The 22,652-nt window shown below is 56.4% G+C and carries 17 protein-coding genes; 13 read left to right on the top strand and 4 right to left on the bottom strand.

All coding sequences use genetic code 11. From position 1 onward, the window contains the following. The first annotated feature begins 119 nt into the window (after nucleotides 1-119). The 3 genes from AB3U87_RS16530 to AB3U87_RS16520 are packed head-to-tail and all read left to right on the top strand — an operon-like array spanning nucleotide 120 to nucleotide 4,385. Entirely contained in the window at nucleotides 120-3,338 is a 3,219-nt protein-coding gene (locus tag AB3U87_RS16530; RefSeq protein ID WP_370734957.1) for a molybdopterin cofactor-binding domain-containing protein, read from the top strand. A gap of 11 nt (nucleotides 3,339-3,349) precedes the next feature. Further along, nucleotides 3,350-3,811, top strand: coding sequence for a (2Fe-2S)-binding protein (locus tag AB3U87_RS16525; protein WP_394149784.1), 462 nt, complete (start codon nucleotides 3,350-3,352; stop codon nucleotides 3,809-3,811). Nucleotides 3,812-3,818: 7 nt separating this feature from the next. Further along, the gene (locus AB3U87_RS16520) at nucleotides 3,819-4,385 is read left to right on the top strand and encodes a nucleotidyltransferase family protein (protein WP_253457428.1); all 567 of its coding nucleotides are present in this window, start codon (nucleotides 3,819-3,821) and stop codon (nucleotides 4,383-4,385) included. Between the two features lie 3 nt (nucleotides 4,386-4,388). Here AB3U87_RS16520 and AB3U87_RS16515 read toward each other — a convergent pair whose 3' ends face one another. Next, nucleotides 4,389-6,173: a sigma 54-interacting transcriptional regulator gene (locus AB3U87_RS16515; protein ID WP_301730933.1), complete on the bottom strand. Its 1,785-nt coding sequence runs from the start codon at nucleotides 6,171-6,173 to the stop codon at nucleotides 4,389-4,391. A 355-nt stretch (nucleotides 6,174-6,528) separates the two neighbouring features. Here AB3U87_RS16515 and ygeW point away from each other — a divergent pair, with 355 nt between their 5' ends. Genes ygeW through arcC form a run of 5 tightly spaced genes read left to right on the top strand, consistent with a single transcriptional unit; the run spans nucleotide 6,529 to nucleotide 12,534 of the window. Continuing rightward, a complete protein-coding gene (gene ygeW / locus AB3U87_RS16510) occupies nucleotides 6,529-7,719 on the top strand; it encodes a knotted carbamoyltransferase YgeW (protein ID WP_394149781.1) in 1,191 nt (396 codons plus the stop codon). A gap of 43 nt (nucleotides 7,720-7,762) precedes the next feature. Then, nucleotides 7,763-8,959 carry a diaminopropionate ammonia-lyase gene (locus AB3U87_RS16505; RefSeq protein ID WP_301251891.1) on the top strand — a complete coding sequence of 399 codons (1,197 nt, stop codon included), beginning with the start codon at nucleotides 7,763-7,765 and terminating at the stop codon, nucleotides 8,957-8,959. A gap of 16 nt (nucleotides 8,960-8,975) precedes the next feature. Continuing rightward, complete coding sequence (locus AB3U87_RS16500; protein ID WP_301730936.1) at nucleotides 8,976-10,187, top strand: YgeY family selenium metabolism-linked hydrolase; 1,212 nt, start codon at nucleotides 8,976-8,978, stop codon at nucleotides 10,185-10,187. Between the two features lie 29 nt (nucleotides 10,188-10,216). After that, nucleotides 10,217-11,605: a dihydropyrimidinase gene (gene hydA / locus AB3U87_RS16495; protein WP_394149779.1), complete on the top strand. Its 1,389-nt coding sequence runs from the start codon at nucleotides 10,217-10,219 to the stop codon at nucleotides 11,603-11,605. After that, nucleotides 11,602-12,534: a carbamate kinase gene (gene arcC, locus AB3U87_RS16490; RefSeq protein ID WP_253457411.1), complete on the top strand. Its 933-nt coding sequence runs from the start codon at nucleotides 11,602-11,604 to the stop codon at nucleotides 12,532-12,534. The genes hydA and arcC overlap by 4 nt, the downstream gene beginning before the upstream one ends. On the opposite strand, the gene AB3U87_RS16485 is transcribed toward arcC, so the two are convergent. Beyond that, on the bottom strand, nucleotides 12,445-12,798 hold the full coding sequence (locus tag AB3U87_RS16485; RefSeq protein ID WP_394149777.1) for an XdhC family protein: 354 nt from the start codon (nucleotides 12,796-12,798) through the stop codon (nucleotides 12,445-12,447). The genes arcC and AB3U87_RS16485 overlap by 90 nt on opposite strands. 337 nt (nucleotides 12,799-13,135) lie before the next feature. Between AB3U87_RS16485 and ygfK the strand changes: the two genes are divergently transcribed. The 5 genes from ygfK (at nucleotide 13,136) to AB3U87_RS16460 (ending at nucleotide 19,726) form a co-directional block, all read left to right on the top strand. Further along, complete coding sequence (ygfK, locus tag AB3U87_RS16480; protein WP_301251894.1) at nucleotides 13,136-16,243, top strand: putative selenate reductase subunit YgfK; 3,108 nt, start codon at nucleotides 13,136-13,138, stop codon at nucleotides 16,241-16,243. A gap of 2 nt (nucleotides 16,244-16,245) precedes the next feature. Further along, on the top strand, nucleotides 16,246-17,571 hold the full coding sequence (gene ssnA, locus AB3U87_RS16475; protein ID WP_301251895.1) for a putative aminohydrolase SsnA: 1,326 nt from the start codon (nucleotides 16,246-16,248) through the stop codon (nucleotides 17,569-17,571). A 58-nt stretch (nucleotides 17,572-17,629) separates the two neighbouring features. Further along, nucleotides 17,630-17,785 (top strand): hypothetical protein, encoded by a 156-nt coding sequence (locus tag AB3U87_RS16470; RefSeq protein ID WP_253457399.1) that lies wholly within the window; start codon nucleotides 17,630-17,632, stop codon nucleotides 17,783-17,785. A gap of 148 nt (nucleotides 17,786-17,933) precedes the next feature. Continuing rightward, the gene (locus AB3U87_RS16465) at nucleotides 17,934-19,265 is read left to right on the top strand and encodes a nucleobase:cation symporter-2 family protein (protein ID WP_253457395.1); all 1,332 of its coding nucleotides are present in this window, start codon (nucleotides 17,934-17,936) and stop codon (nucleotides 19,263-19,265) included. A 236-nt stretch (nucleotides 19,266-19,501) separates the two neighbouring features. Then, on the top strand, nucleotides 19,502-19,726 hold the full coding sequence (locus AB3U87_RS16460; RefSeq protein WP_394149774.1) for a hypothetical protein: 225 nt from the start codon (nucleotides 19,502-19,504) through the stop codon (nucleotides 19,724-19,726). A 61-nt stretch (nucleotides 19,727-19,787) separates the two neighbouring features. Here the strand turns inward: AB3U87_RS16460 and iolB are convergent, their stop codons facing one another. Together iolB and AB3U87_RS16450 are read right to left on the bottom strand one after the other, a co-directional pair. Then, nucleotides 19,788-20,609, bottom strand: coding sequence for a 5-deoxy-glucuronate isomerase (gene iolB, locus AB3U87_RS16455; RefSeq protein WP_253457391.1), 822 nt, complete (start codon nucleotides 20,607-20,609; stop codon nucleotides 19,788-19,790). Nucleotides 20,610-20,627: 18 nt separating this feature from the next. Next, complete coding sequence (locus AB3U87_RS16450; RefSeq protein WP_301730941.1) at nucleotides 20,628-22,133, bottom strand: CoA-acylating methylmalonate-semialdehyde dehydrogenase; 1,506 nt, start codon at nucleotides 22,131-22,133, stop codon at nucleotides 20,628-20,630. Between the last annotated feature and the right edge of the window lie 519 nt (nucleotides 22,134-22,652).

Here is a 22,652-nt window from a genome sequence, read left to right as displayed (position 1 = left end):
GTTTTAAATCAGTTTCTTCGAGATGCCTCACAGCCCTGTCGCTTGTCGCGGACATCTTCACACTCTGGCATATCACTTGCTTAGGGCTGTCCCGGGAAGCATCTGGAGGGCCAAAATCCGTGAAAACTCTTTTAGTGGGCAATGAAGTACCGCGCGTCGACGGCGAGGCGAAAGTCAGAGGCGCAGCCGTATATGGTGACGATATTGTGCTGAGAAACATGCTTTATGGCGTGTGTCGCTACGCCGATATCGCCGCAGGCCAAATCGCCTCGCTGGATATCTCGGAAGCGGAAAAACTACCTGGCGTGGTGAAAATCGCCACCTGGAAGGACATCCCAGGCCAGCGCTGTATCGGCGTGGTTATCCCGGACTATCCGCCTATCGTTGAGAGCGAAATTGCTTTTCGGGGGGACGTCATTGCCGTGATCGCGGCGGAAAGTTATGAAATAGCCTGCCAGGCCGCCGATAAAATCCGCGTAGCCTATACGCCCTGGACACCGATAACATCGGTGAGAGAAGCCATCAGGCCGGGGGCACGGCCCATCCACAGTGACAAAGAAAATAATATTATTAATCATCACCATACGATTAAGGGCGATATTGAGGCGGGCTTTGCGGCCTCCAGCTATATCTTTGAGCGCGATTTTGAGGTCGGCTTTCAGGAGCACGCCTATATTGAGCCGGAGTCGATCACCGTTGGCTACGACGATAATGAACAGATCGTCACGATTTATGGGTCAATACAAAACGCGCATCGCGTGCGCGGCATGGTGGCGAAATATCTGGATCTGCCGCAGTCGAAGGTTAACGTGAAGCGCTCCGTACTGGGCGGCTCTTTCGGCGGCAAAGACGATATTATCGATCATCTTGCCTGCCGCGCGGCGCTGCTGGCCGTACTGACTTCGCGCCCGGTAAAAATGACCTATAACCGCGAACAGTCAATGCGGGAAAGCTATAAACGCCATCCTTATCAGATGCATTACAAAATCGGTCTGGACGATCGGGCGCGTATCCAGGCAATAAAAATAGATATCCTTGCGGATGGCGGCAGCTATGCCGGGCAAACGCCTTTTGTCACCTGGCGTAGCTCCGTACAGGCTGCCGGGCCTTATAATATTCCCAACGTGCGCGTCGATATTACCGGCGTCTACACCAACAATAATTATACCTCCGCCTATCGCGGCTTTGGCGCGCCACAGGTTATTTTTGCCAACGAATCGCTGATGGACGAGGTCGCGGAAAAAATGGGGCTGTCGCCCGTCGAGCTGCGCCTGAGAAACGTACTGCGCCAGAACGACACCAGCATGGCTGGGCAGGTTCTCAGCGAGCATCAGGTCTCCGCGCAGGAAGTCCTGCAAAAGGCTATCGACAAAACCGAGTTTTTGGCGAAGCGGGAGCACTATCGGCAGCTAAATCAGCTGGGCGGGCCGATTAAATATGGCATTGGGCTGGCGCTCAGTCATCGGGGCTGTTCGCTGGGCGCCGAGGGGCTGGATGCCTCTTCCGCGCTGATACAGATCAATGCCGACGGCAGCCTGAATCTTTCCACTTCCGTGTCTGAAAACGGCCAGGGATTGCAGACCACCATGTCGCTTATTGCAGCGGAAGCGTTTGGTCTGGATCTGACACAGATTCATTTCACCGATCCGCCGACCGCCATGATTGCCGATGGGGGATCTACCGTCGCGTCGCGCGGCACGCTAATGGGCGGACAGGCGGTGCTTAGCGCGGCGAATACCATCAAGCGACGCATGGCTAAAGCGCTGGCGCAAACGCTGGATGTAACCGATCCCGACGATCTGGTATGGGAAAACGGCACCGTATTTCACCGCCGACAACCCTCTAAGCGACTGCCGTTCCGGCAGGTCGTTGACGTGACCAAAGCTGCCGGTGCCAATCTTTCGGCTTACGGCTGGCACGTCGCGCCGGCTATCCACTGGGACGAAGAAAAAGGAAGCGGCAGCCCCTACTTTACCTGGGTTTACGGCTGTCAGGTCGCCGATATCGCACTGGATACCCGCACCGGAAAAATTACGTTCAACAACGCCACGGCCGTGCATGACGTCGGCAAAGTGATCAACAAAGTCGGCTTTGAAGGGCAGGTCTACGGCGGTCTGGTTCAGGGCATGATCGGCTACGCCATGCTGGAAGAGTTCAATACAGAGCAAGGCGAGGTTAAGTCTGAGAACTTTGATACCTATCTGCTGCCCACGATTAAAGACGTGCCGAATATCGACATCGTCGCGGTAGAAAACCATGACAAGGCTGGCCCCTATGGCGCCAAAGTTATTGGCGAACCCGTGCTGGAGCTTGGCGGCGCGGCGCTAAATAACGCCGTGAGCTTCGCGCTTGGACGTCGCAACTATACGCTGCCGCTGACGCTGGAGCAGGTTCGCCTGGGCTACGCGTTGAAAAAACCGGTCCGCCAGAGCGAGCTGCAGGCTGAATCGGGCGGTAAAAAACAGGTTTTACGGCTGAATACGCTACAAATTTACCGGCCGGACACGTTGGATGACGCGCTACGGGCGCTGGCCGACGGCCAGGCCAGGCCGATTGCAGGCGGAACGGATGTGCTGGTACAGGCGCGGCTTAGTACGGTGCCGCTGCCGCTGGTGGATATTTCAGGTTTGAAGGAACTACAGCGTATCGCCCTCTGCGATGAGGGCGTGACCATTGGGGCTGGCGTTTGCTTTAGTGATTTGACGGCTGACCAGCGGCTTCAGGAGCACTATCCGCTATTAATTACCGCCTGCAACACCATTGGTTCACTACAGCTCCGTAATCGGGCGACGCTGGGTGGCAATATCGTTAATGCCGCGCCCTGCGCAGACTCCGTACCGCCGCTGATTATCTATGACGCTATCGTCGTGCTGCAGAGCCAGCAGGCGCAGCGCCGCATGCCGCTGTCGGACTTTATTACCGCAGGCTATCGTACCCGGCTACAGCCTGGCGAGTTGCTGACCGCGGTGATACTGCCCGCGCCCTATCGCGATCCTGGCCTTGAGCAACGCTATCTACAGCTGGGTCGTCGCAATGCGCTGAACATTACCCGTCAGAGCTTTACCGGCCAGTTTACCTTCAATCATGCGGGGATGCTGGTTCGCTGTCGTCTGGTAGATGGCGCGTTGTTGAGTAAACCTCAACGCTTGATTGCGGTAGAGAAAGTTCTGACCGGACAGGCGTTGACGGTCGCACAGATAGAGGCGGGTGCCAGCGCGCTGGAAGCCCTGCTAATGGCGGCGATAGGCAACCGTTGGTCCGCCGCGTACAAGGTGCCGGTAGCGTTAGATATGCTGCGTCAAATGTTGCAGGAAGCCCGTGAAGCCGGGACAAAATAAGGAGCAAAAAAATGAACAGGATCGGGCTGACAGTAAACGGGGTTCAGGTTGAGAAAACGGTTGAGGATAATCGCCGCCTGCTTGATTTTTTACGGGAAGATTTACAGCTGACCGGCACCAAAGAGGGCTGCTCGGTAGGCGAGTGCGGCGCCTGTACGGTGATCATGGACGGTAAGGCTGTTTGTTCATGCCTGGTGCTGGCGGCGCAGTGCGATGGTGCGACGGTCAGCACTATTGAAGCACTACACCAGGATGAAACCGGTAGAAAACTGCAGCAGGAATTTGTGCGCCACGGCGGCGTGCAGTGTGGCTTTTGCACGCCGGGCGTACTGATGAGCACCAAAGCGCTGCTGGATAAAAACCCTCGCCCGAGCGACCAGCAGATTGCAGAAGCGCTGGAGGGAAATCTTTGCCGCTGTACCGGTTACAAGCCAATTATTAAATCAATTAAGGCGGTGTTGAAGACGGAGTAAAGCCATTATGAAGGAATGTATTATGCTGGCGGCCGGACGCTCATCGCGTATGGGATGTTGGAAAATGCTGCTGCCATGGCAGGATACGACGGTGCTGGACAGTGCCATCCGCAATGCGCTGGCGTTCTGCGACAGAGTTATCCTGGTAACAGGCTATCGTGCTGAAGAGCTTCATCAGCGTTACGCCCATTGGCCTGCCGTGGATGTTTGCCACAACGCCGGTTACCAGGCAGGGATGTTCTCTTCGGTACGCTGCGGTGCCGCCGTGCTTTCCGGCGGGCGCTTTTTCGTTGTACCCGGAGATATGCCCGCGATTGATCCGACCATCTATGCACAGCTGTGGCGGCATCAAAGTCTCTGCTGCCAACTGCCCTGCTACGCGGGCAAAAATGGGCATCCGGTGCTGCTGCCTGCCGGGATGGCGGCGCGAATAACCGCAGCGCCTGAACAAAGTACGCTGCGCAAGCTGATTCAGGAATATGGCTGCATCAGCGTACCGATCGATAGCCCAACCGTTCACTGGGATTTAGACACGCCCGCACAGTATCAGCAACGCCTTAGCAACGCCTGCTGAAGCTCAGGCCTGCAGGCCATATTTTTTTATTTTCCGATACAGCGTCGCTACGCCAATGCCCAGCTCTTCCGCTATCTGCTTCTTATTACGGGTGCGCTGCAGCGCTTCTTCTATCAGACTTTTTTCTACTGATTTCAGCTTTGCCCCTTCCTCTTCCTCTTTTTCGACCGGGCCGCAAACCGTTTTCGGCGGGTACGCCATCAACGGCACAGAACGAATTGTGGTATGGAACAGCGGAGGCAGTAAGGCGCCGTCTATTATCTCCCCTTCAGGAACGATATTGACCAGATACTCCACCAGATTGCTTAACTCGCGCACGTTGCCTGGCCACAGATAGCGTTGTAACAGCTCTATCGCTTCCCGGCTGATACCCGGATAGGCGCAGCCGATGCGCTGCGAGTGATGATTAAGAAAATAGTGCATCAAAAGTTCGATATCCCCTTCGCGATCGCGCAGCGGCGGCACCTCCAGCGGAATAACGTTCAGGCGATAGTAGAGATCCTCCCGGAACTTTCCCTCCTCAATAAATTGCCGCAGGTTTTGATGCGTAGCGGAAATAATTCGAATATCGACAGACACAGGGCGGCTTGCGCCAACGGGCAGCACCTCGCGGTTTTCTATCGCCCGCAGTAAACGAGCCTGCAGGCTCAGCGGCATATCGCCAATTTCATCCAGAAACAGCGTGCCGCCATTGGCTGACTGGATCAGCCCCGCCCGTCCGCCGGGCGCCGCGCCGGTAAAAGCGCCTTTTACATAGCCGAACAGCTCGCTTTCCAGCAGGTTTTCAGGAATGGCCGCACAGTTTATCGCCACAAACGGCCTGTCGTGCCTTTTGCTGAGCCTGTGGATAGCCCGCGCCACCACCTCTTTTCCGGTGCCGCTTTCCCCCAGTATCATCACGCTGGAAGGGCTGGAGGCGATGCGCATAATCAGCCGTTTCAGTTTGTGGATTGCTTTGGATTTTCCTACCAGCCGTTCAATGCCGGGCGGCTCGTTTTCAGTCAGCAAAGAAGCAGCCAGCGCGTCCTGATGAAAAGCCATTAAAAAGAGTTTTTGCTGACCGATATGATGTAGCTGCCCCGTCAACAGCATCTGCTGGTCGCCCATAATCACGCGGTGCTGGGCATGACCGTGAGCCGCTTTCCGCTGACGGCTGAGCGGCTCAATAGCCAGGGATCTTCCCGTTAAACTTTCGTGAGTGGCATCCAGCTGGCTGAGCGCACGATCGTTAACGGCTTTCACTTTACCGTCCCGATCCAGCAGGATCACCCCTTGATCCATACTGCCTAACAGCGTGTGCCAGACGGCATCGCTTTGCGTTTGCCGTGGCTGAGCGCTGGCGAGATTAGCCACCAGCAGTCGGGAAACGTGCCGCATATACTGCACAAACATATCCGCGTTATCGCTGAGTTTTCGGTGCTGCTCATTATTGACGGCAATAAGGCTGATGACGCCCAGACAACGGTGAGGGGCCAGGATAGGTACGCCGATAAAAGCTCGCTCTTTGCAAAACTGTCGGTGCTGACAGGCTTTGCATAGGGGGTTGTACCGCGAGTCGACGACAACCATTTCCTTTTGCGTTTCGATGACGTTTCTGAGCAGATGGTTATTGCTTTCCGGACTATGTCCGAAGCGATAACTGTAAGGGCCGGTGCCGGCAATGCGAATGAGGTGGCGATCGACAACCTCCACTTCCATTTCCAGCACGTTAGCCAGCAGGCTGCTGAAATTCAGAATGGTCGGCTGTATGGCCATCAGACCAGAGGGTAACGATGGAGCTTCATCCATGACGTGCATCCTTTTGTTCACAATCCCTTCTCTCATCCTGGAGAGTCATGTGCTGAATCTCATTTTGAGAGAAACAGCAGGCTTTATCATTTTGAGCGCTGAGAATCCAACGATCGCGTAACACCATACTCCGTCATGCCCTTGGCTGTCATGCCCGTTACCCTGCTCAAGCCCTCTTCATTAACCACATCGTTTTAAAATTGCTACATATCTCGCAAATTCGGTGACAGATCACGTTTTTCTGCCACCGATAGCCGCGTCTCCCACTCCTGGCACAGAAGTTGATTACAGCGGTCAGGCTTCCTGCCATGTCGTTAGCGGCAGGGATAACGTATCGCTATAAGGAATCGCTTAAATGGAAGAGACAGGCGCACTGCTACGGGCCATCGGCCAGAGGAAAACTGGCCTGGCCAGTAAAGATTTTTTGCTTACCTGGGAGCAAACCCGCGAAGAACTTGAGCAAGTGCTGGATATTGCTCAGGTGATGAAAATCATGCGTGAGAAAAACATCGATACCCGGATTTTTAATAGTGGGCTCGGTATTTCGGTTTTCCGCGACAACTCCACCCGTACGCGTTTTTCCTACGCCTCGGCGCTGAATCTGCTGGGGCTGACGCAACAAGATTTGGACGAGGGCAAATCGCAGATCGCGCATGGCGAAACGGTACGTGAAACCGCCAATATGATCTCCTTTTGCGCGGATGCGATCGGCATTCGCGACGACATGTATCTGGGCGCGGGTAACGCCTATATGCGGGAAGTCGGTGCAGCGCTGGATGAGGGCTTTAGCCAGGGCGTTCTGCCCCAGCGACCTGCCCTGGTCAATCTGCAATGCGATATCGATCACCCCACGCAGTCCATGGCGGATTTGGCCTGGCTTAAAGAACATTTCGGCGGGCTGGACCAGTTGAAAGGCAAAAAAATCGCCATGACCTGGGCCTATTCGCCCAGCTACGGCAAACCGCTTTCGGTACCTCAGGGCATTATTGGATTGATGAGCCGTTTTGGTATGGAAGTCACGCTGGCGCATCCCGAGGGCTACGACCTTATCCCCGACGTGCTGGAAGTGGCCCAGCGCAACGCCAAAGCGTCCGGCGGCAGCTTCCGTCAGGTCAGCACGATGGAAGAGGCGTTCCGCGACGCCGATATCGTCTATCCAAAATCCTGGGCGCCCTGGCAAGTGATGCAGCAAAGAACCATGCTGCTGCGCAATCAGGATACCGCCGGACTAAAAGCCCTTGAGCAGCATTGTCTGCAACAAAATGCGCGTCATCAGCAGTGGCACTGTACGGAAGAGATGATGAAGCTGACCCGCGACGGCAGCGCGCTCTATATGCACTGTCTGCCCGCCGACATCACCGACGTTTCCTGCGAGGCGGGCGAGGTCGCCGCCAGCGTTTTTGAGCGCTATCGCATTGCCACCTATAAAGAGGCCAGCTGGAAACCGTGGATCATTGCCAGCATGATCCTGGCCCGAAAATTTGCCGATCCCGCTGCCGTGCTGACCCGCCGCCTCCAGGAAGCGCAGCCAAGGATTAAATGCTGAAAAAACCACGGTTCCCGATCACTTTTTTGAGGAAAGGTCAGCTATGTCCAGCTTCGAGTTAAAAATGGTTATTGAAGACAACGCGGCATATGCGCCTGAACGGTCCGACCTGTTCAACCGCCGCACCGCCAGGGCCGCACGGGCTTTTCACAGCAAGCTGCCGGGCTATCGTCCGACTCCGCTGCTCTCTTTGCCCGCTCTGGCCGCCGCGCTCGGCGTTGAACAAATCCTGGTTAAGGATGAGTCGCAACGCTTTGGTCTGAACGCTTTCAAAATGCTTGGCGGCGCATGGGCTATTGCCCGCCTGCTCTGCAAAGAAACCGGCAGCGATATTAACGAATTTTCCTTTGCCGCCTTTCGTCAGCAGCAGCGCGTACCCATGACGTTTGCCACCACCACAGATGGCAACCACGGGCGCGGCGTTGCCTGGGCGGCGCGCCAGCTGGGACAACATGCCGTTATCTATATGCCTAAAGGCTCCTCGCCCGCCCGCGTCAAACATATTACCGACCTGGGCGCCGAGTGCATCGTTACCCAAATGAACTACGACGACACGGTGCGTCTGACCATGCGCAATGCCGAAAAGCAGGGCTGGAAAGTCGTGCAGGACACCGCCTGGGAAGGCTATCGCGAGGTACCCACCTGGATTATGCAGGGCTACGCCACGCTGGCGGATGAAGCCGTAGAGCAAATGCAGGCGCTGGGCACTTCGCCGACCCACGTTTTTTTGCAGGCGGGCGTGGGAGCAATGGCTGCTGGCGTGCTCGGCTATTTGTGCGACGTATACGAGGCCGCCAGCCTGCATGCCGTGGTCGTAGAGCCGGACAAAGCCGACTGTCTCTTTCGTTCCGCCAAACGGGGCGAAATGGTCAACGTGGGCGGCGAGATGAATACCATTATGGCCGGGCTGGCCTGCGGCGAGCCCAATCCGCTTGGCTGGCCGCTATTGCGCGGCTGCGCCCGGCAGTTTATCTCCTGCGAAGATCGCGTCGCCGCTTTGGGGATGCGCGTGCTGGGTAATCCGCTGGGCGACGATCCACGCATTATATCCGGCGAATCGGGCGCGGTCAGCGCAGGCGTGCTGGCTGCCGTTCTGCATCATCCTCAGTCGCAGGCGCTAAAAGAAAAACTCAGGCTTACCCCGGCTTCGCGCGTGCTGCTGCTCAGCACCGAAGGCGACACCGATCCTCAGCACTACCGGGAAGTGGTGTGGGAAGGAAAAGACGGCATTACCGCTTAATTAACAGGAGTTAACCATGAAATCCGTTCCGTTCGACGATATTCTTGCTCTGGCAAATAAATACCAGCCGGAAATGACGCGTTTTCTGCGTGAGATGATCGCCATTCCCAGCGAAAGCTGCGATGAAAAGCTTGTGGTCGCGCGCATACGTCAGGAGATGGAAAAAGTAGGGTTCGATAAAATCGAGATCGATCCCATGGGAAATATTTTGGGCTATATCGGCCACGGCCCACGCCTGCTGGCGATGGACGCCCATATCGACACGGTGGGCATCGGCAATCGCAAAAACTGGCGTTTCGATCCTTACGAAGGCATGGAGGATAACGAGCTGATCGGCGGGCGTGGATCCTCGGATCAGGAAGGCGGCATGGCGGCAATGGTTTACGCAGCAAAGATCATCAAGGATCTCCGGCTGGAAGACGACTACACGCTGCTGATTACCGGAACGGTTCAGGAAGAGGACTGTGACGGCCTTTGTTGGCAATATCTTATTGAGCAGATGAATATCCGGCCCGAATTTGTCATCAGTACGGAGCCTACCGACTGTCAAATCTATCGCGGACACCGTGGCCGCATGGAAATACGGGTAGAGGTACAGGGCGTCAGCTGCCACGGCTCTGCGCCGGAACGCGGCGATAACGCGATTTTCAAAATGGCGCCCATCCTGACCGAGCTGCAGGCGCTGTCCGGCAAGCTGGGCAATGACGAATTCCTGGGTAAAGGCACGTTGACCGTTTCGGAAATCTTTTTCACCTCGCCCAGCCGCTGTGCCGTCGCAGACAGCTGCGCCATTTCCATCGATCGTCGTCTCACCTGGGGCGAAACATGGGAAAACGCGCTGGAGGAGATCCGCGCTCTGCCTGCCGTTAAGTCGGCTAAGGCAGAAGTCTCGCTTTATACCTACGAGCGCCCTTCCTGGACGGGGCTGGTCTACCCAACCGACTGCTACTTTCCTACCTGGAAAGTGGAGCCTGACCACATCACCGTCAAAACGCTTAGCGCGGCCTATCGGGGCCTGTTTAAACGCGAGCCGGTGGTGGATAAGTGGACCTTTTCCACCAACGGCGTTTCCATTATGGGCCGTCATGGCATTCCCGTTATCGGCTTTGGGCCAGGTAAAGAGCCAGAAGCCCACGCGCCGAATGAAAAAACCTGGAAAGCGCATCTGGTCACCTGCGCCGCACTCTATGCCGCCACGCCTTTGACCTGGCTACAGCAGCAGGCCTGACGGCAACCGGCGTCGACAGGAGGACGGGGATGAAAACGTTACTGAAGGGAGGCACCCTGGTAGATGACGCCGGGGAATACCGTCAGGATCTGCTGATCATGCAGGGGAAAATCGTTCGTCGCGCGCCGCAAATCGAGGCGGACGAAACCATGAACATTATCGACGCTCGTGAGCTACTGGTAATGCCGGGCGGTGTGGATGTGCATACCCATTTTAATATCGACGTCGGCATCGCGCAGAGCTGCGACGACTTTTTTGCCGGTACGCGCGCCGCAGCCTGCGGCGGTACCACCACTATTGTCGATCATATGGGCTTTGGCCCGCCAGGCTGCACGCTGCACCACCAGCTGGAGAAATATCATCGCGACGCGGTCGAGGCAGTTATCGATTACAGTTTTCACGGCGTGATCCAGCATGTGACGCCTCAAATTCTGGAGGAGATCGTGCCGATGGCGCAGCATGAGGGGATCAGCAGCTTCAAATTTTATCTGACCTACGATTATATGCTGCATGATGAAGATGTCCTGAACGTGCTGCAGCGCCTTAACGAAGCGGGTGCGCTGGCCACGGTGCACCCGGAGAACGATGCGGCCATACGCTGGCGGCGACAACAGTTTAAGCAACAGGGGAAAACGGCGCCCGTCTGGCACGCTCACAGCCGTCCGCTGGCCTGCGAAGCGGAGGCGATCGCGCGCGCTATCAACCTGGCCAGGCTGGCGGACAATGCGCCTTTATATATCGTTCATCTCTCCAACGGCCTCGGGCTGGATTATGTCCGTATGGCGCGCGCCAGCGGCCAGCCGGTATGGGCAGAAACCTGCCCCCAGTATCTGCTGCTGGACATCAACCGCTACCTGCGGCCTGACGGGCTGAAATACATCCTCAGCCCGCCGCTGCGGCCATGCAGCGAGCGGGATAAATTATGGGTTGGTATCGCCAACGGCGCGATTGATACCCTGGCTACCGACCACTGCAATTTTCCTTACCGGCAACGCCAACAGATGGCGGCCAACGATTTTACCCGCTGCCCCAACGGCCTGCCGGGCGTAGAGAATCGCCTGGCCCTGCTTTTTTCCGAAGGCGTGATGAAAGGGCGTATCAGCCGTTCACGCTTTGTTTCGCTAACCAGCACGATGCCCGCAAAACTGTTTGGTCTGTGGCCGGAAAAAGGCAGCCTACAGCCCGGCGCGGATGCCGATCTGGTGCTTTTCGATCCCCGACGTCAGCAGATTATCCACCATGCCGATCTGCATGATAACGGCGACTATACGCCCTATGAAGGCTTCTGCTGTCAGGGCTGGCCGGTTATGACCCTTTCACGTGGAACAGTGGTCTGTCGGGAAGGCCGCTTTACCGGTCAGGCAGGACACGGCCGCTTTATTTCTCGCAAGCCATTTGTAACAGGGAGTCACCTATGAAAAAGAGGATAGTACTGGCGCTGGGCGGCAACGCGCTTGGCGCGGGGCTGATGGAGCAGATGCAGGCCGTGCAGAATACGGCGGAAACCATTGTGGCGTTGATAGCCGAAGGCCACGAGCTGGTGATCACCCACGGCAACGGCCCACAGGTAGGGATGATCCATCAGGCCTTTGAAGCGGCGGCCCACACGGCGGCGCATTCTCCGGTATTGCCGATGTCGGTATGTGTGGCGCTTAGTCAGGGATATATCGGTTACGATCTGCAAAACGCGCTGCGGGAAGCGCTGCTTAATCAGAACATGGATAAAAACGTGGTATCGCTGATCACGCAGGTGCGCGTGGACGCGCGCGATCCCGCTTTCACTCATCCCGACAAGCCGATCGGCTCTTTTCTGTCAGAAGAGGAGGCGCGCAAGCTGAAATCAACAGGGATGCTGCTGATGGAGGATGCCGGGCGCGGCTGGCGACGAGTGGTTGCCTCGCCCAAACCGTTGGAGATCGTCGAAGCGCGCGCGGTAAAAACCCTGCTGGAAGCCGGTCAGATTGTGATTACCGCTGGCGGCGGCGGCATCCCGGTGGTCGCCCAGGGAAATCATCTACAGGGCGCAAATGCCGTTATTGATAAGGATCTTGCCAGCGCGGTGCTGGCTCAGGATATCGATGCGGATATGCTGATTATTCTGACCGCGGTCGAAAAAGTTGCTATCGATTTCCGTAAGCCGACGGAGCGCTGGCTGGACACGCTGACGCCGCAGGAAGCTTTGCACCATATTACTGATAATCAGTTCGCGCCAGGCTCGATGCTGCCGAAAGTCGAAGCGGCCGTCGCGTTTGCCGAATCAAAGCCTGGCCGTCAGGCCCTGATTACGCTGCTTTCTAAAGCCAGAGAAGGGATTGTTGGCCAGACCGGCACGCTTATTCAACAGTAGCGGCAGAGCGCGCATCGGCGGCTGTTTCAGGCCTGCCCTGCCGCCGATGCGTCGGATCGGCGCGGCCACAATGCTTACCGCTATCTCTTCCGGCGCCAGATGTTCAATCATTCCCCCTCCAATCGTCCCGTCCGTTTTGCCCTGTTCTCGCACCAGCATGATGGCTACGTGACGCGGTGCAGAGCCGCGACTCTCGACGACATGTAATAGCGCAAAAGCGCGGTTTTCCTTCCCCAGACGGCTGGCTATAGCAGACAGGCTCACCTCCTTCTCCTGAATGTGGATCTTTTAGTCTGCTCCGCTGTGCCGCTTTTTTCAGCGCGACGGGCAACCGGCCAGGGCAAGCCTTCTCATAATGAGAGCTTACGTTCTTATATTGCGAAGATTTCCCCATGTCGCGCCAGGCCTGGCCATTCTGGATGCTACTCATTCTCACTACCTGCTTTTCTACGGGCAGGCAGACGATGATTTTGCGAATAGTGTCACGAAACCTGCATGAAAAGACATCGCTAAACGCCTCTGGCTCACTTGTTGCTACGCACTGACAAAACTGCATTTGTTTACACGAGCGGCATCGCTCAGCAGCATTAAGGAGCTACTTATGGGTGACATCATGCGTCCCATCCCTTTCGATGAACTTTTGATGCGAACCTGCGCGGAATATCAAGAGAATCGTTCGATTTTCGGCATCCCGGAAACGGAATTTTATCAACGGGATCCGCGTCGCCAAATCGCTTTGTTTGGCGAAAGCTGCGACACGCCTGTCGGCCCGGCCGCCGGGCCGCATACGCAGCTGGCGCAAAATATCATCGTGTCCTGGCTGACCGGCGGCAGTTTTATCGAGTTGAAAACCGTGCAGATCCTGGACAGGCTGGAGCTTGAAAAACCCTGTATTGATGCCAGCGACGAAGCTTTTAACACCGAGTGGTCCACCGAATTTACGCTGAAGAAGGCCTGGGACGAATACCTGAAGGCCTGGTTTATCCTGCACCTGCTGGAAACGATTTATACGCCACGGCGCGACGGCGCAAAACGCTCTTTTATTTTTAATATGAGCGTCGGCTACGACCTGCAGGGCATAAAGCAGCCCGCTATGCAGACCTTTATCAATGAGATGCTGGACGCCGCTCAGAATGAGAAATTCGCGCTTTATCAACAAAAGCTGCAGCGCTTTATTACTCAGGGCGACTGGCAGCTGCTGCAAAAAGCCCAGCCCGCCGATTTACAGGCGTTGCCCGCACGCATTTCCAGCCGCATGGTCAACAGCGTGACGCTTTCCACCATGCATGGCTGCCCGCCTGACGAAATCGAGTCTATTTGTCGCTATATGCTGACAGAGAAGCAGCTGCACACCTTTGTTAAGCTGAATCCCACGCTGCTGGGATATCAGCGCGTGCGTCAGATCCTCGATAACAATGGTTTTGACTATATCGAGTTGAACGAGGCGTCTTTCAGCCACGATCTGCCGCTTGGGCAAGCATTGGGAATGCTTGAAAGATTAATGGCGCTGGGGCGGGAAAAACAGCGGACTTTCGGTGTAAAACTGACCAATACGCTGGGCGCCCGTAACCATAAGCATCGCCTGCCGGGCGAAGAGATGTATATGTCGGGGCGCGCCCTCTATCCGCTATCGATTAACGTTGCGGCGCTGCTTTCAACCCATTTCGCCGGCAGGCTGCCCATCTCCTATTCGGGCGGTGCCAGCCAGTACAATATCGCCGATATTTTCGCGACTGGCATCCAACCGATCACCCTTGCTACCGACCTGCTCAAGCCCGGCGGCTATCTGCGGCTGAAGACCTGCGCGCAAATCCTGGAAAACAGTCAGGGCTGGGAACGCCAGTGCATCGATGTTGCCGGGCTGCAAAAGCTGGCTGATGATGCCCTGTCCGCCCAATGGGCGCAAAAGTCATGGAAATCTCGCGAGCAGATAGACGTAGGCGGCCCGCTGCCGCTGACGGATTGCTATGTCGCGCCCTGCGTCACCGCCTGCGCTATTCATCAGGATATTCCGGAATACCTGCGGCTGGCGGGAGAAGGCCGTTATGTCGAGGCACTGGATCTTATCTATCAACGCAATGCGCTACCGGCCATTACGGGCCATATTTGCGACCATCAGTGTCAGAACAACTGCACCCGACTGGATTACGACAATGCGCTGAATATTCGGCGTATCAAAAAAATTGTGCTGGAAAAAGGCTGGGAGACCTATCGTCAACGCTGGCACAAACCGGCAGGCTCGGGCGATAAACACCCCGTTGCGATCCTGGGTGCCGGCCCGGCAGGGCTTGCCGCCGCCTTTTTTCTGGCGCGGGCGGGCCATCCGGTTACGCTGTTTGAGCGGGAAGCCACGCCAGGCGGCATCGTGCAGCATATCGTGCCGCGTTTTCGCATTCCGGCGCACCTGATTGAGCAGGACATTCAGTTTATTGCCGACCACGGCGTGAGGTTCGTTTTCAACTGTGACCCTCATCTGACGCTTGAGCAGCTTCGTCAGCAGGGCTTCCGCTGGATCTGCATAGGTATTGGCGCGAGAAAAAGCAACGCGCTGTCGCTGGCAGGCGGCAATCCGCACGTGTTCGACGCCTTTGGCTTTTTGCAGCAATTTAACCAGCAGCGAGTCGATCCGGCTATTCAGGGCGATGTGGCGGTAGTCGGCGCGGGCAATACGGCAATGGACTGCGCCAGGGCCGCGCTGAAGGTGCCAGCCGTGCGATCGGTAACGCTGCTTTATCGTCGGGAAGAGCGGGATATGCCCGCCTGGCCGGAAGAGATAGCGGAAGCCAGGCAGGATGGCGTGCAGTTTATGACGTTGGTGAATCCGGAAACTTTTACGCCTGACGGAGGCCTGACGCTGCGAGTGATGCAGCCCGGCGAGCCTGACTCACAGGGGCGCCGTCGTCCGTTAGCCACATCACAAACGCTGAACCAACGCTTTGACGCCCTGATAGCCGCTACCGGAGAAAAACCGGACGGCGAAATACTCCGGCAAATCGGCCTGCCGCTCTCCGCTTCCGGGCAGGTTGACGTTGACCCGCATACGCTGGAAACCAGCCTGCCGAACGTTTTTTTAATCGGCGACGTACAGAGCGGCCCCGCTTCGGTCGTGGCCGCAATTGGCGACGCCCGTAAAGCGACCCGCACTATCCTCCAGCGGGAAAATATCCACTGCGACGACGAGCACAAGCGCTGGCTGAACAGCAATCCCCTCACCATTTATCAGCGACGCGGCATTGTTGCCGTACGGCAGATTGATGCAGACGACCAGGAAGCTTTTGCCAGGCAGGAAGCGGCCCGATGCCTGGAATGCAACTACGTCTGTGCGCGCTGCGTTGATGTCTGTCCAAACCGTGCCAACGTCGCGCTTGCCGTGCCGGGTTTCAGCAGTCGTCAACAGATCCTGCATCTGGATGCGCTTTGCAACGAATGCGGCAACTGCGCACAGTTCTGCCCGTGGCGGGGCAAACCTTATCAGGACAAGATTACCCTGTTCAGTCGTCAGGATGATTTTGACAACAGCAGCAACCCCGGATTTTTGTTGGATAAGCAGAGCGTGCGGCTACGCCTGAACAACCGTGTCTGGCAGCTAAACGTTGACGACCGGGGCGAAATCACGGAAGCGCTGCCTGAAGACTTAAAGACAATGGCCCGCATCATCAGCTACACGCGTCAGCAGCATTCTTATCTGCTGAGCAGAGTGGAGGAATAACCATGCTGCTGCTAAAAAACTGCACCCTAATAAATTTCAATCCCGCCCGGGTTGTCGAAAACGGTGATATCGCCATCGATGGCGAAAAAATTATTGCCGTCGGCGGCGATTTGTCGGCGGATTATCCTCATGCGCAATGCAAATATCTGCACGGCAAACTGGTTATGCCAGGGCTGGTCTGTGCGCATAATCATTTTTACTCCGGCCTCTCGCGGGGGATCATGGCGCCGATAGCGCCCTGCCCGGACTTTATCTCTACGTTAAAAAACCTCTGGTGGCGGCTGGATCGCGCACTGGATGAAGAGTCGCTCTATTACAGCGGCCTGATCTGTTCGCTGGAGGCCATCCGCCACGGCTGCACTGCGGTTATCGATCATCATGCTTCGCCAAATCTTATCAAAGGATCGCTGGCGATCCTGCGGCGCGGCTTTATTGAAGCCGGACTGCGCGGCATGACCTGTTTTGAAACCACGGATCGCAACGGCGGCCTGAAGGAGCTGGAAGCAGGCATCGCGGAAAATATCGATTTTGCCCGGCTGATTGACGCCCGGCGAAACGATAGCCTGGAAGAGCGCCTGGTGGAATGCCATATCGGCGCGCACGCTCCCTTCACCGTGCCGGACAGCGGCCTGACGATGCTGGCCGAAGCGAAGCAGGAAACGGGGCGCGGCCTGCATATCCACGTAGCGGAAGATCGTTACGATGTTTCACACAGTCACGACAGATACGGCATGGATCCTATTGCCCGCCTTGATAAATTCGGCCTGCTGGATGAGAAAACGCTTATCGCCCATGGACTCTGGCTCTCGGCCGATGAGATTGCGTTGCTGAACCAGCGTAGCGCCTGCCTGGCGCACAATGCGCGATCCAACATGAACAATCATGTCGGCTACAACCATCATCTGGCTGATTACCAGCTGGCGGCGCTTGGCACCGACGGTATCGGTGCCGACATGTTTGAGGAGCTGAAATTCGCTTATTTCAAACACCGGGACGCGGGCGGCCCGCTCTGGCCTGACAGCTTTTTGCGCATGTTGCATAACGGCAATATTTTGCTGGAGCGTAATTTTGCCCAACCTTTTGGTCAGCTGGCGGCGGGCTATACCGCCGATTTGACCATCTGCGACTACGTTTCACCGACGCCGTTGCAGGCGGAAAATCTCGCCGGGCATCTGGCTTTTGGACTTAACAGCGCGGCGGTGCACAGCGTCATTATCGCCGGCCGGCTGGTCTATGAAGATCGTCAGTTCCCCTCCGACATTGCACCGCTCTATGCGCGGGCGCGCAAAGCCGCAGCCAGGCTGTGGCAAAACATGGCAAAGCTGTAGATCTGTACGCCTTCGAATCGTAGCCGGGTGCGTTCCCGGCCGTAAGGGAGATACATTAATGAACGCTTCTGTCGCTCGTCCTGAACCGCTTCCGGTTTCTGCGCCGCCTGTCGATCGGGTATTGCCCGCCGGACACCCGACCCTCTTTGGCCTGGAGCATGTGCTGGTATGCCGTGCCGCTGGCCATCGGCACGGCGTCTGGCATAGCCGGTAAACGGATTATCGTGCCGTCCGGCTGCGCTTTGGTGGTCTGTCGCTTTGCCACCTCGCTGCCGCCGCAGCATTTCTTCCGCAGGCAGTGTGAAATCGCGGCCTGCAAGGCAGACAGTAACGGGGCTACTCCCCGATAAAGGACAACTGTTATGAGCATCGATCGCGTCAGGCCAGAAGATACACTTTATCCGGTAGGCAAATCCTTTGTCTGGGGATTGCAGCACGTATTGACGATGTATGGCGGCATTATCGCGCCGCCGCTGATTATCGGCTCGGCAGCGGGGCTGCATGCTGCCGAACTGGGCATGCTGGTCACGGCTGCGCTGTTTGTCAGCGGCTGTGCCACCTTATTGCAGGCGCTGGGCGTGCCCTTCTTTGGCTCCCGTTTGCCGCTGGTACAGGGCGTCTCTTTTGCGGGCGTGGCGACCATGATGGCGCTGGTGGCGGGAGACGGTGGCTTACCGGTAGTGTTTGGCGCAGTAATAGCCTCGTCGCTGATTGGCCTGCTGATTGCGCCGCTGTTTGCTCATGTCATCCGCTTCTTCCCTCCCGTCGTTACCGGGACGGTGATTACGGTCATCGGTCTGTCGCTGATGCCGGTTGCCGCCCGCTGGGCGATGGGTGGCGATGCCGACGCGCCGGAATGGGGATCGCCAGGCAATATCGGGCTGGCCGCGCTGACCTTAGGTCTGGTGCTGCTTTTTCATCGCGTGGGTAATGCCGCGATGAAAAGACTGGCCGTTCTGGCGGCAATAGTTCTGGGCACGCTGTTTGCCTTTGTCAGCGGCAAAGCGCATTTTACTGATGTCCTGCACGGCGAGATGATAGCGCTACCGGGTATCCTCAGCTTTGGGCTGCCGGTTTTTAACGTAGCGGCCATTCTGTCCATGACGCTTATCGTGCTGGTTCTGCTGACGGAAACCACTGCCGGACTGATCGCTATTGGCGAGATTATCGACACGGAGGTCGACGGCAAACGTATCGCCAGCGGTCTGCGGGCGGATATGTTAGCCAGCGCGCTCGCGCCGCTGTTTAACTCCTTTCCACAAAGCGCATTTGCACAGAACATTGGTCTTGTTGCCATTACCGGCATCAAAAGCCGCTATGTAGTGGCGGCGGGCGGCATTATCCTGGTGCTGCTTGGCTGTCTGCCCGTGCTGGGTCGGATAGTCGCAGCCGTTCCGGCTCCGGTACTGGGCGGTGCGGGCGTGGTACTGTTTGGTACCGTGGGGGCATCCGGTATTCGTACGCTGGCAAAAGTCGATTATAAAGACACGATGAATTTGGTAGTGGTAGCAACGGCTATTGCGTTTGGCATGATCCCCATTGTGATGCCCACGTTTTACGATTGCTTCCCGGATTGGATCAGAACGATTTTCCACTCCGGCATTAGCGCCGCCTGCGTGGTTGCCGTGCTGCTGAATATTGTGTTTAACACCATCAAAGGAACGCCAGACGTGCAGGAAAGTCAGTCCGGCTGAAAAATTCGTACAGCTAAAACCGGGTAGCAATTAACCTGAGGCCGCTATTTCTGGCATCTTATCCAGAGAGCAGCCAGCTGCAGAGGCTGGCTTCAGGAAAGAATAAATATTAGCCCCTGCGTATCGCCATGCTGTCAAAGTTGTGACGCAGTATTTTGATACCGATAGCCTGTGCCGACATATTTATATTCATTATCCCTGACCGACACGGCTCAAACACGACCAGGAGCGACTGAGTGCGTGACCCGTACCGGCAAGCCATATCGTTTAGCGGAAAAACGGTCAAAACGGTCAAAACGGTCAAAACGGTCAAAACGGTCAAAACAGTCAGGATGGCCAGAACAGTCAGAAAGGTCAGAATGGTCAGAAAGGTCAGAAAGGTCAGAAAGGTCAGAAAGGTCAGAAAGGTCAGAAAGGTCAGGCTTGATGATTACGCCAGCAAGCACAACAGGAAAAGGTAAAATAGCCGGAAGCCACGGTGAAAAGATAAAACGGGTGGCGAGCGGCCACCCGAAAGGGTTCTTAACCTTCTTTACGCGGGTAATCTTCGCTGTTTACCCAGGCATGATCTTTTTCCCAGCTGAATTTCCACAGGCGAACCGGCCCGGCCATTACGTTCAGGTAATAATTGTCGTAACCGGCGATAGTCGCCACCGGATGGTAGCCTCGCGGCACCATTACCACATCGTGGTTATAGGCCGCCATGCACTCATCCAGCGAGCGGTCGTCGGTATAGACTCGCTGCATCGCAAAGCCCTGTTCCGGATTAAAACGGTGGTAATAGGTTTCCTCCAGATAGGTTTCGGTTTCTGAATCCTCCCTGTCGTGCTTATGGCTGGGATAAGAACTGGTATCGCCCTCGTCGGTATAAACCTCGACCACCAGCAGGCTGTCAGCGGGCTGGTCATCCGGCAGAATATTATGCACCAGCCGTTTATTGCGCCCTTTGCCGCGCCTCTCCACGCCCACGTCACCAGGCGCAATCAGGCGTGCCGGCAGGTTACCCTTGCCAGGCGCGCGACAGACCGCCAGTTCCAGATCGGAATCGGCCCGAACCTCTACCCGATCGTTATGCGGCACGTAAACGGAGTAAGGCGGCGTGCGTTCAAAAGGCGACATGCGTCTGCCGATATCCGGAAACTCTGCGTCGCGGGTTTTTACCGACGCCAGCCCGGCCACCAGCACCAGGCACAGCTCCTGACTGCCGCTTTCCAGCTGCAGGGTCTGGCCCTTTTTCAGCTGCCAGGCCTCGAAGCCGACATAGCGCCAGTTTGCGCTTTCCGGCGTAATCTGCTGGATACGTCCCTGCGCATCCGGACGTTGTGCTTTGGACAGCAATGACATGGTGCTCCTCCTTATGCGTTAGCCCAGCGTTGGCATACTAAATTCAGAAACGGTCTTTTGTCCGCTCGGCCAACGAACGGTCGCGGTTTTCATTCGGGTGTAGAAACGCACGCCGTCCGGCCCATGAACGTTCAGCGCACCAAACACGGAACGCTTCCAGCCGCCGAAGCTGTGGAATGCCATCGGTACGGGAACCGGTACGTTAACGCCTACCATGCCCGCCTGCACCTCGCGTACAAAGTCGCGACCTGTATGACCGTTACTGGTAAAGATCGCGCTGCCGTTGCCGAACTCATGGCTGTTAACCAGTTTTAGCGCCGTCTCGTAATCCGGCGCGCGCATGATGCTCAGCACCGGGCCAAAAATCTCTTCGCGCCAGATAACCATATCGGCAGTGACGTTATCAAAAAGCGTTCCGCCTACGTAGTAACCTTCCGCATGGCCCGGCACCTGGAAATTACGCCCATCGACAACCAGTTTCGCGCCTTCCTCTACCCCTTTGTCGATATAACCCAGCACTTTTTTCTGGTGTGCGGCGGAAACTACCGGCCCCATTTCGTTTTCTTCACTGCCTTTCTGCATGCCAGGCCCGACGCGCAGAGCTTTGACCAGCGGCGTCAGCGCGGCAATCAGCTTATCGGCCGTATCATCGCCCACCGCGACCACTACCGGCAGCGCCATGCAGCGTTCGCCCGCAGAACCAAAGGCACCGCCCATAATGGCATTGACCGTGGCGTCTAAATCCGCGTCCGGCATGACAATCGCATGGTTTTTGGCCGCGCCGAAGGCCTGCACGCGCTTGCCATGTGCGCTTGCGGTTTTATAAATATGTTCCGCCACGCCCGAAGAGCCAACAAAGCTGACGGCCTGAACACGCGGATCGGTATAAAGCTGTTCAGCATCTTCATTGGAACAGTGGATAACGTTAAAGACGCCATCCGGCAGGCCGGCTTCCGTCAGCAGTTCAGCCATACGCACGGAGGCGGAGGGATCCAGCGCCGGCGGCTTAAGCACAAAGGTGTTGCCGCAGGCCAGCGCGATAGGGAACATCCACAGCGGCACCATCGCCGGGAAGTTGAAAGGCGTAATGCCGGCGACGACGCCCAGCGGCTGCATCAGCGAATAGCTGTCCACGCCTGTCGCGACGTCCGCCGAATTTTCGCCTTTGATCAAATGAGGAATACCGCAGGCAAACTCCACGACTTCCATACCGCGCGTCAGTTCTCCCAGCGCGTCTGACCAGACTTTACCGTGCTCGCTAACGATTAGCGCAGCCAGCTCGTCGCGATGCTGCTCCATCAGGGCCTTGAAATTAAACAGGACGCGGGCGCGGCGCAGCGGCGATGTGCGGGACCAGCCTTCAAAGGCGTTGTGCGCGACTTCGATGGCGTGAGCGACCTCTTGTGCCGTGCTTTGCGTCACCTCACGCACCGGTTTGCCGGTCGCCGGATCGTAAACCGGAATTGTTTCGTTACTGGCGCTCAAAGACGTTTTTCCGCCGATAAAGTTTCCTGTAATAGTCATGTTCTGGCCTCTTAAATGGTGGTATTCCCTGTGGGCGGTTGCCTTTTAGCGGACGGCCCAACCGGACAACTCCCGAATGCGTGCAAAGACACTATTATATTGGAATAAATTTTTCAAATATTCCACTTTAGAAAATCTGTTTTTAGCGGCATAGATCGCATTTTTCTTTTTGCGCTGCCAGCTGATTTTATGCTGCGTCAGCGCGGAGCGTTAAAATAAAGAATCCAGTTCTGATGGGGGCCAGGAGCTTTAATAGAGGCTTTTTTCCTCGCGCATTCATTTGATTTCACTTGCTCCGGAAGGAGCGGGATTTCATGTATAAAGCCTGCTCAAAACGAAATTTTGCGAGGAAGATCTAAAAATTTAAGTTTCATCATTCCCCACTAATGAAATAAATGTTCTTCTGTTACACAACGTTCGACAGGTCGCGGTACAGGCTGAAAGTTCAGGTTATCGGGGCTGGTCTGATTGCTGATGGTGCAGGCCAGGCAAAGCCCTTGCCAACAGTCCGACATTTAT

The organism is Erwinia plantamica (genome assembly GCF_043420595.1).
GTDB lineage: Bacteria > Pseudomonadota > Gammaproteobacteria > Enterobacterales > Enterobacteriaceae > Erwinia > Erwinia aeris.
Note: the sequence above shows the minus strand (reverse complement) of the source record. Positions and strands in the feature narration are given on the sequence as shown.

Excerpts from the sequence above, each read along its gene's own strand:
- AB3U87_RS16450 (WP_301730941.1), bottom strand. The coding sequence starts at position 22,133 with ATGACTATTACAGGAAACTTTATCGGCGGAAAAACGTCTTTGAGCGCC.
- AB3U87_RS16505 (WP_301251891.1), top strand. The coding sequence starts at position 7,763 with ATGTCCAGCTTCGAGTTAAAAATGGTTATTGAAGACAACGCGGCATAT.
- ygeW (WP_394149781.1), top strand. The coding sequence starts at position 6,529 with ATGGAAGAGACAGGCGCACTGCTACGGGCCATCGGCCAGAGGAAAACT.
- AB3U87_RS16470 (WP_253457399.1), top strand. The coding sequence starts at position 17,630 with ATGAACGCTTCTGTCGCTCGTCCTGAACCGCTTCCGGTTTCTGCGCCG.
- AB3U87_RS16525 (WP_394149784.1), top strand. The coding sequence starts at position 3,350 with ATGAACAGGATCGGGCTGACAGTAAACGGGGTTCAGGTTGAGAAAACG.
- AB3U87_RS16520 (WP_253457428.1), top strand. The coding sequence starts at position 3,819 with ATGAAGGAATGTATTATGCTGGCGGCCGGACGCTCATCGCGTATGGGA.
- iolB (WP_253457391.1), bottom strand. The coding sequence starts at position 20,609 with ATGTCATTGCTGTCCAAAGCACAACGTCCGGATGCGCAGGGACGTATC.
- ssnA (WP_301251895.1), top strand. The coding sequence starts at position 16,246 with ATGCTGCTGCTAAAAAACTGCACCCTAATAAATTTCAATCCCGCCCGG.
- AB3U87_RS16500 (WP_301730936.1), top strand. The coding sequence starts at position 8,976 with ATGAAATCCGTTCCGTTCGACGATATTCTTGCTCTGGCAAATAAATAC.
- ygfK (WP_301251894.1), top strand. The coding sequence starts at position 13,136 with ATGGGTGACATCATGCGTCCCATCCCTTTCGATGAACTTTTGATGCGA.
- hydA (WP_394149779.1), top strand. The coding sequence starts at position 10,217 with ATGAAAACGTTACTGAAGGGAGGCACCCTGGTAGATGACGCCGGGGAA.
- AB3U87_RS16515 (WP_301730933.1), bottom strand. The coding sequence starts at position 6,173 with ATGGATGAAGCTCCATCGTTACCCTCTGGTCTGATGGCCATACAGCCG.
- arcC (WP_253457411.1), top strand. The coding sequence starts at position 11,602 with ATGAAAAAGAGGATAGTACTGGCGCTGGGCGGCAACGCGCTTGGCGCG.
- AB3U87_RS16465 (WP_253457395.1), top strand. The coding sequence starts at position 17,934 with ATGAGCATCGATCGCGTCAGGCCAGAAGATACACTTTATCCGGTAGGC.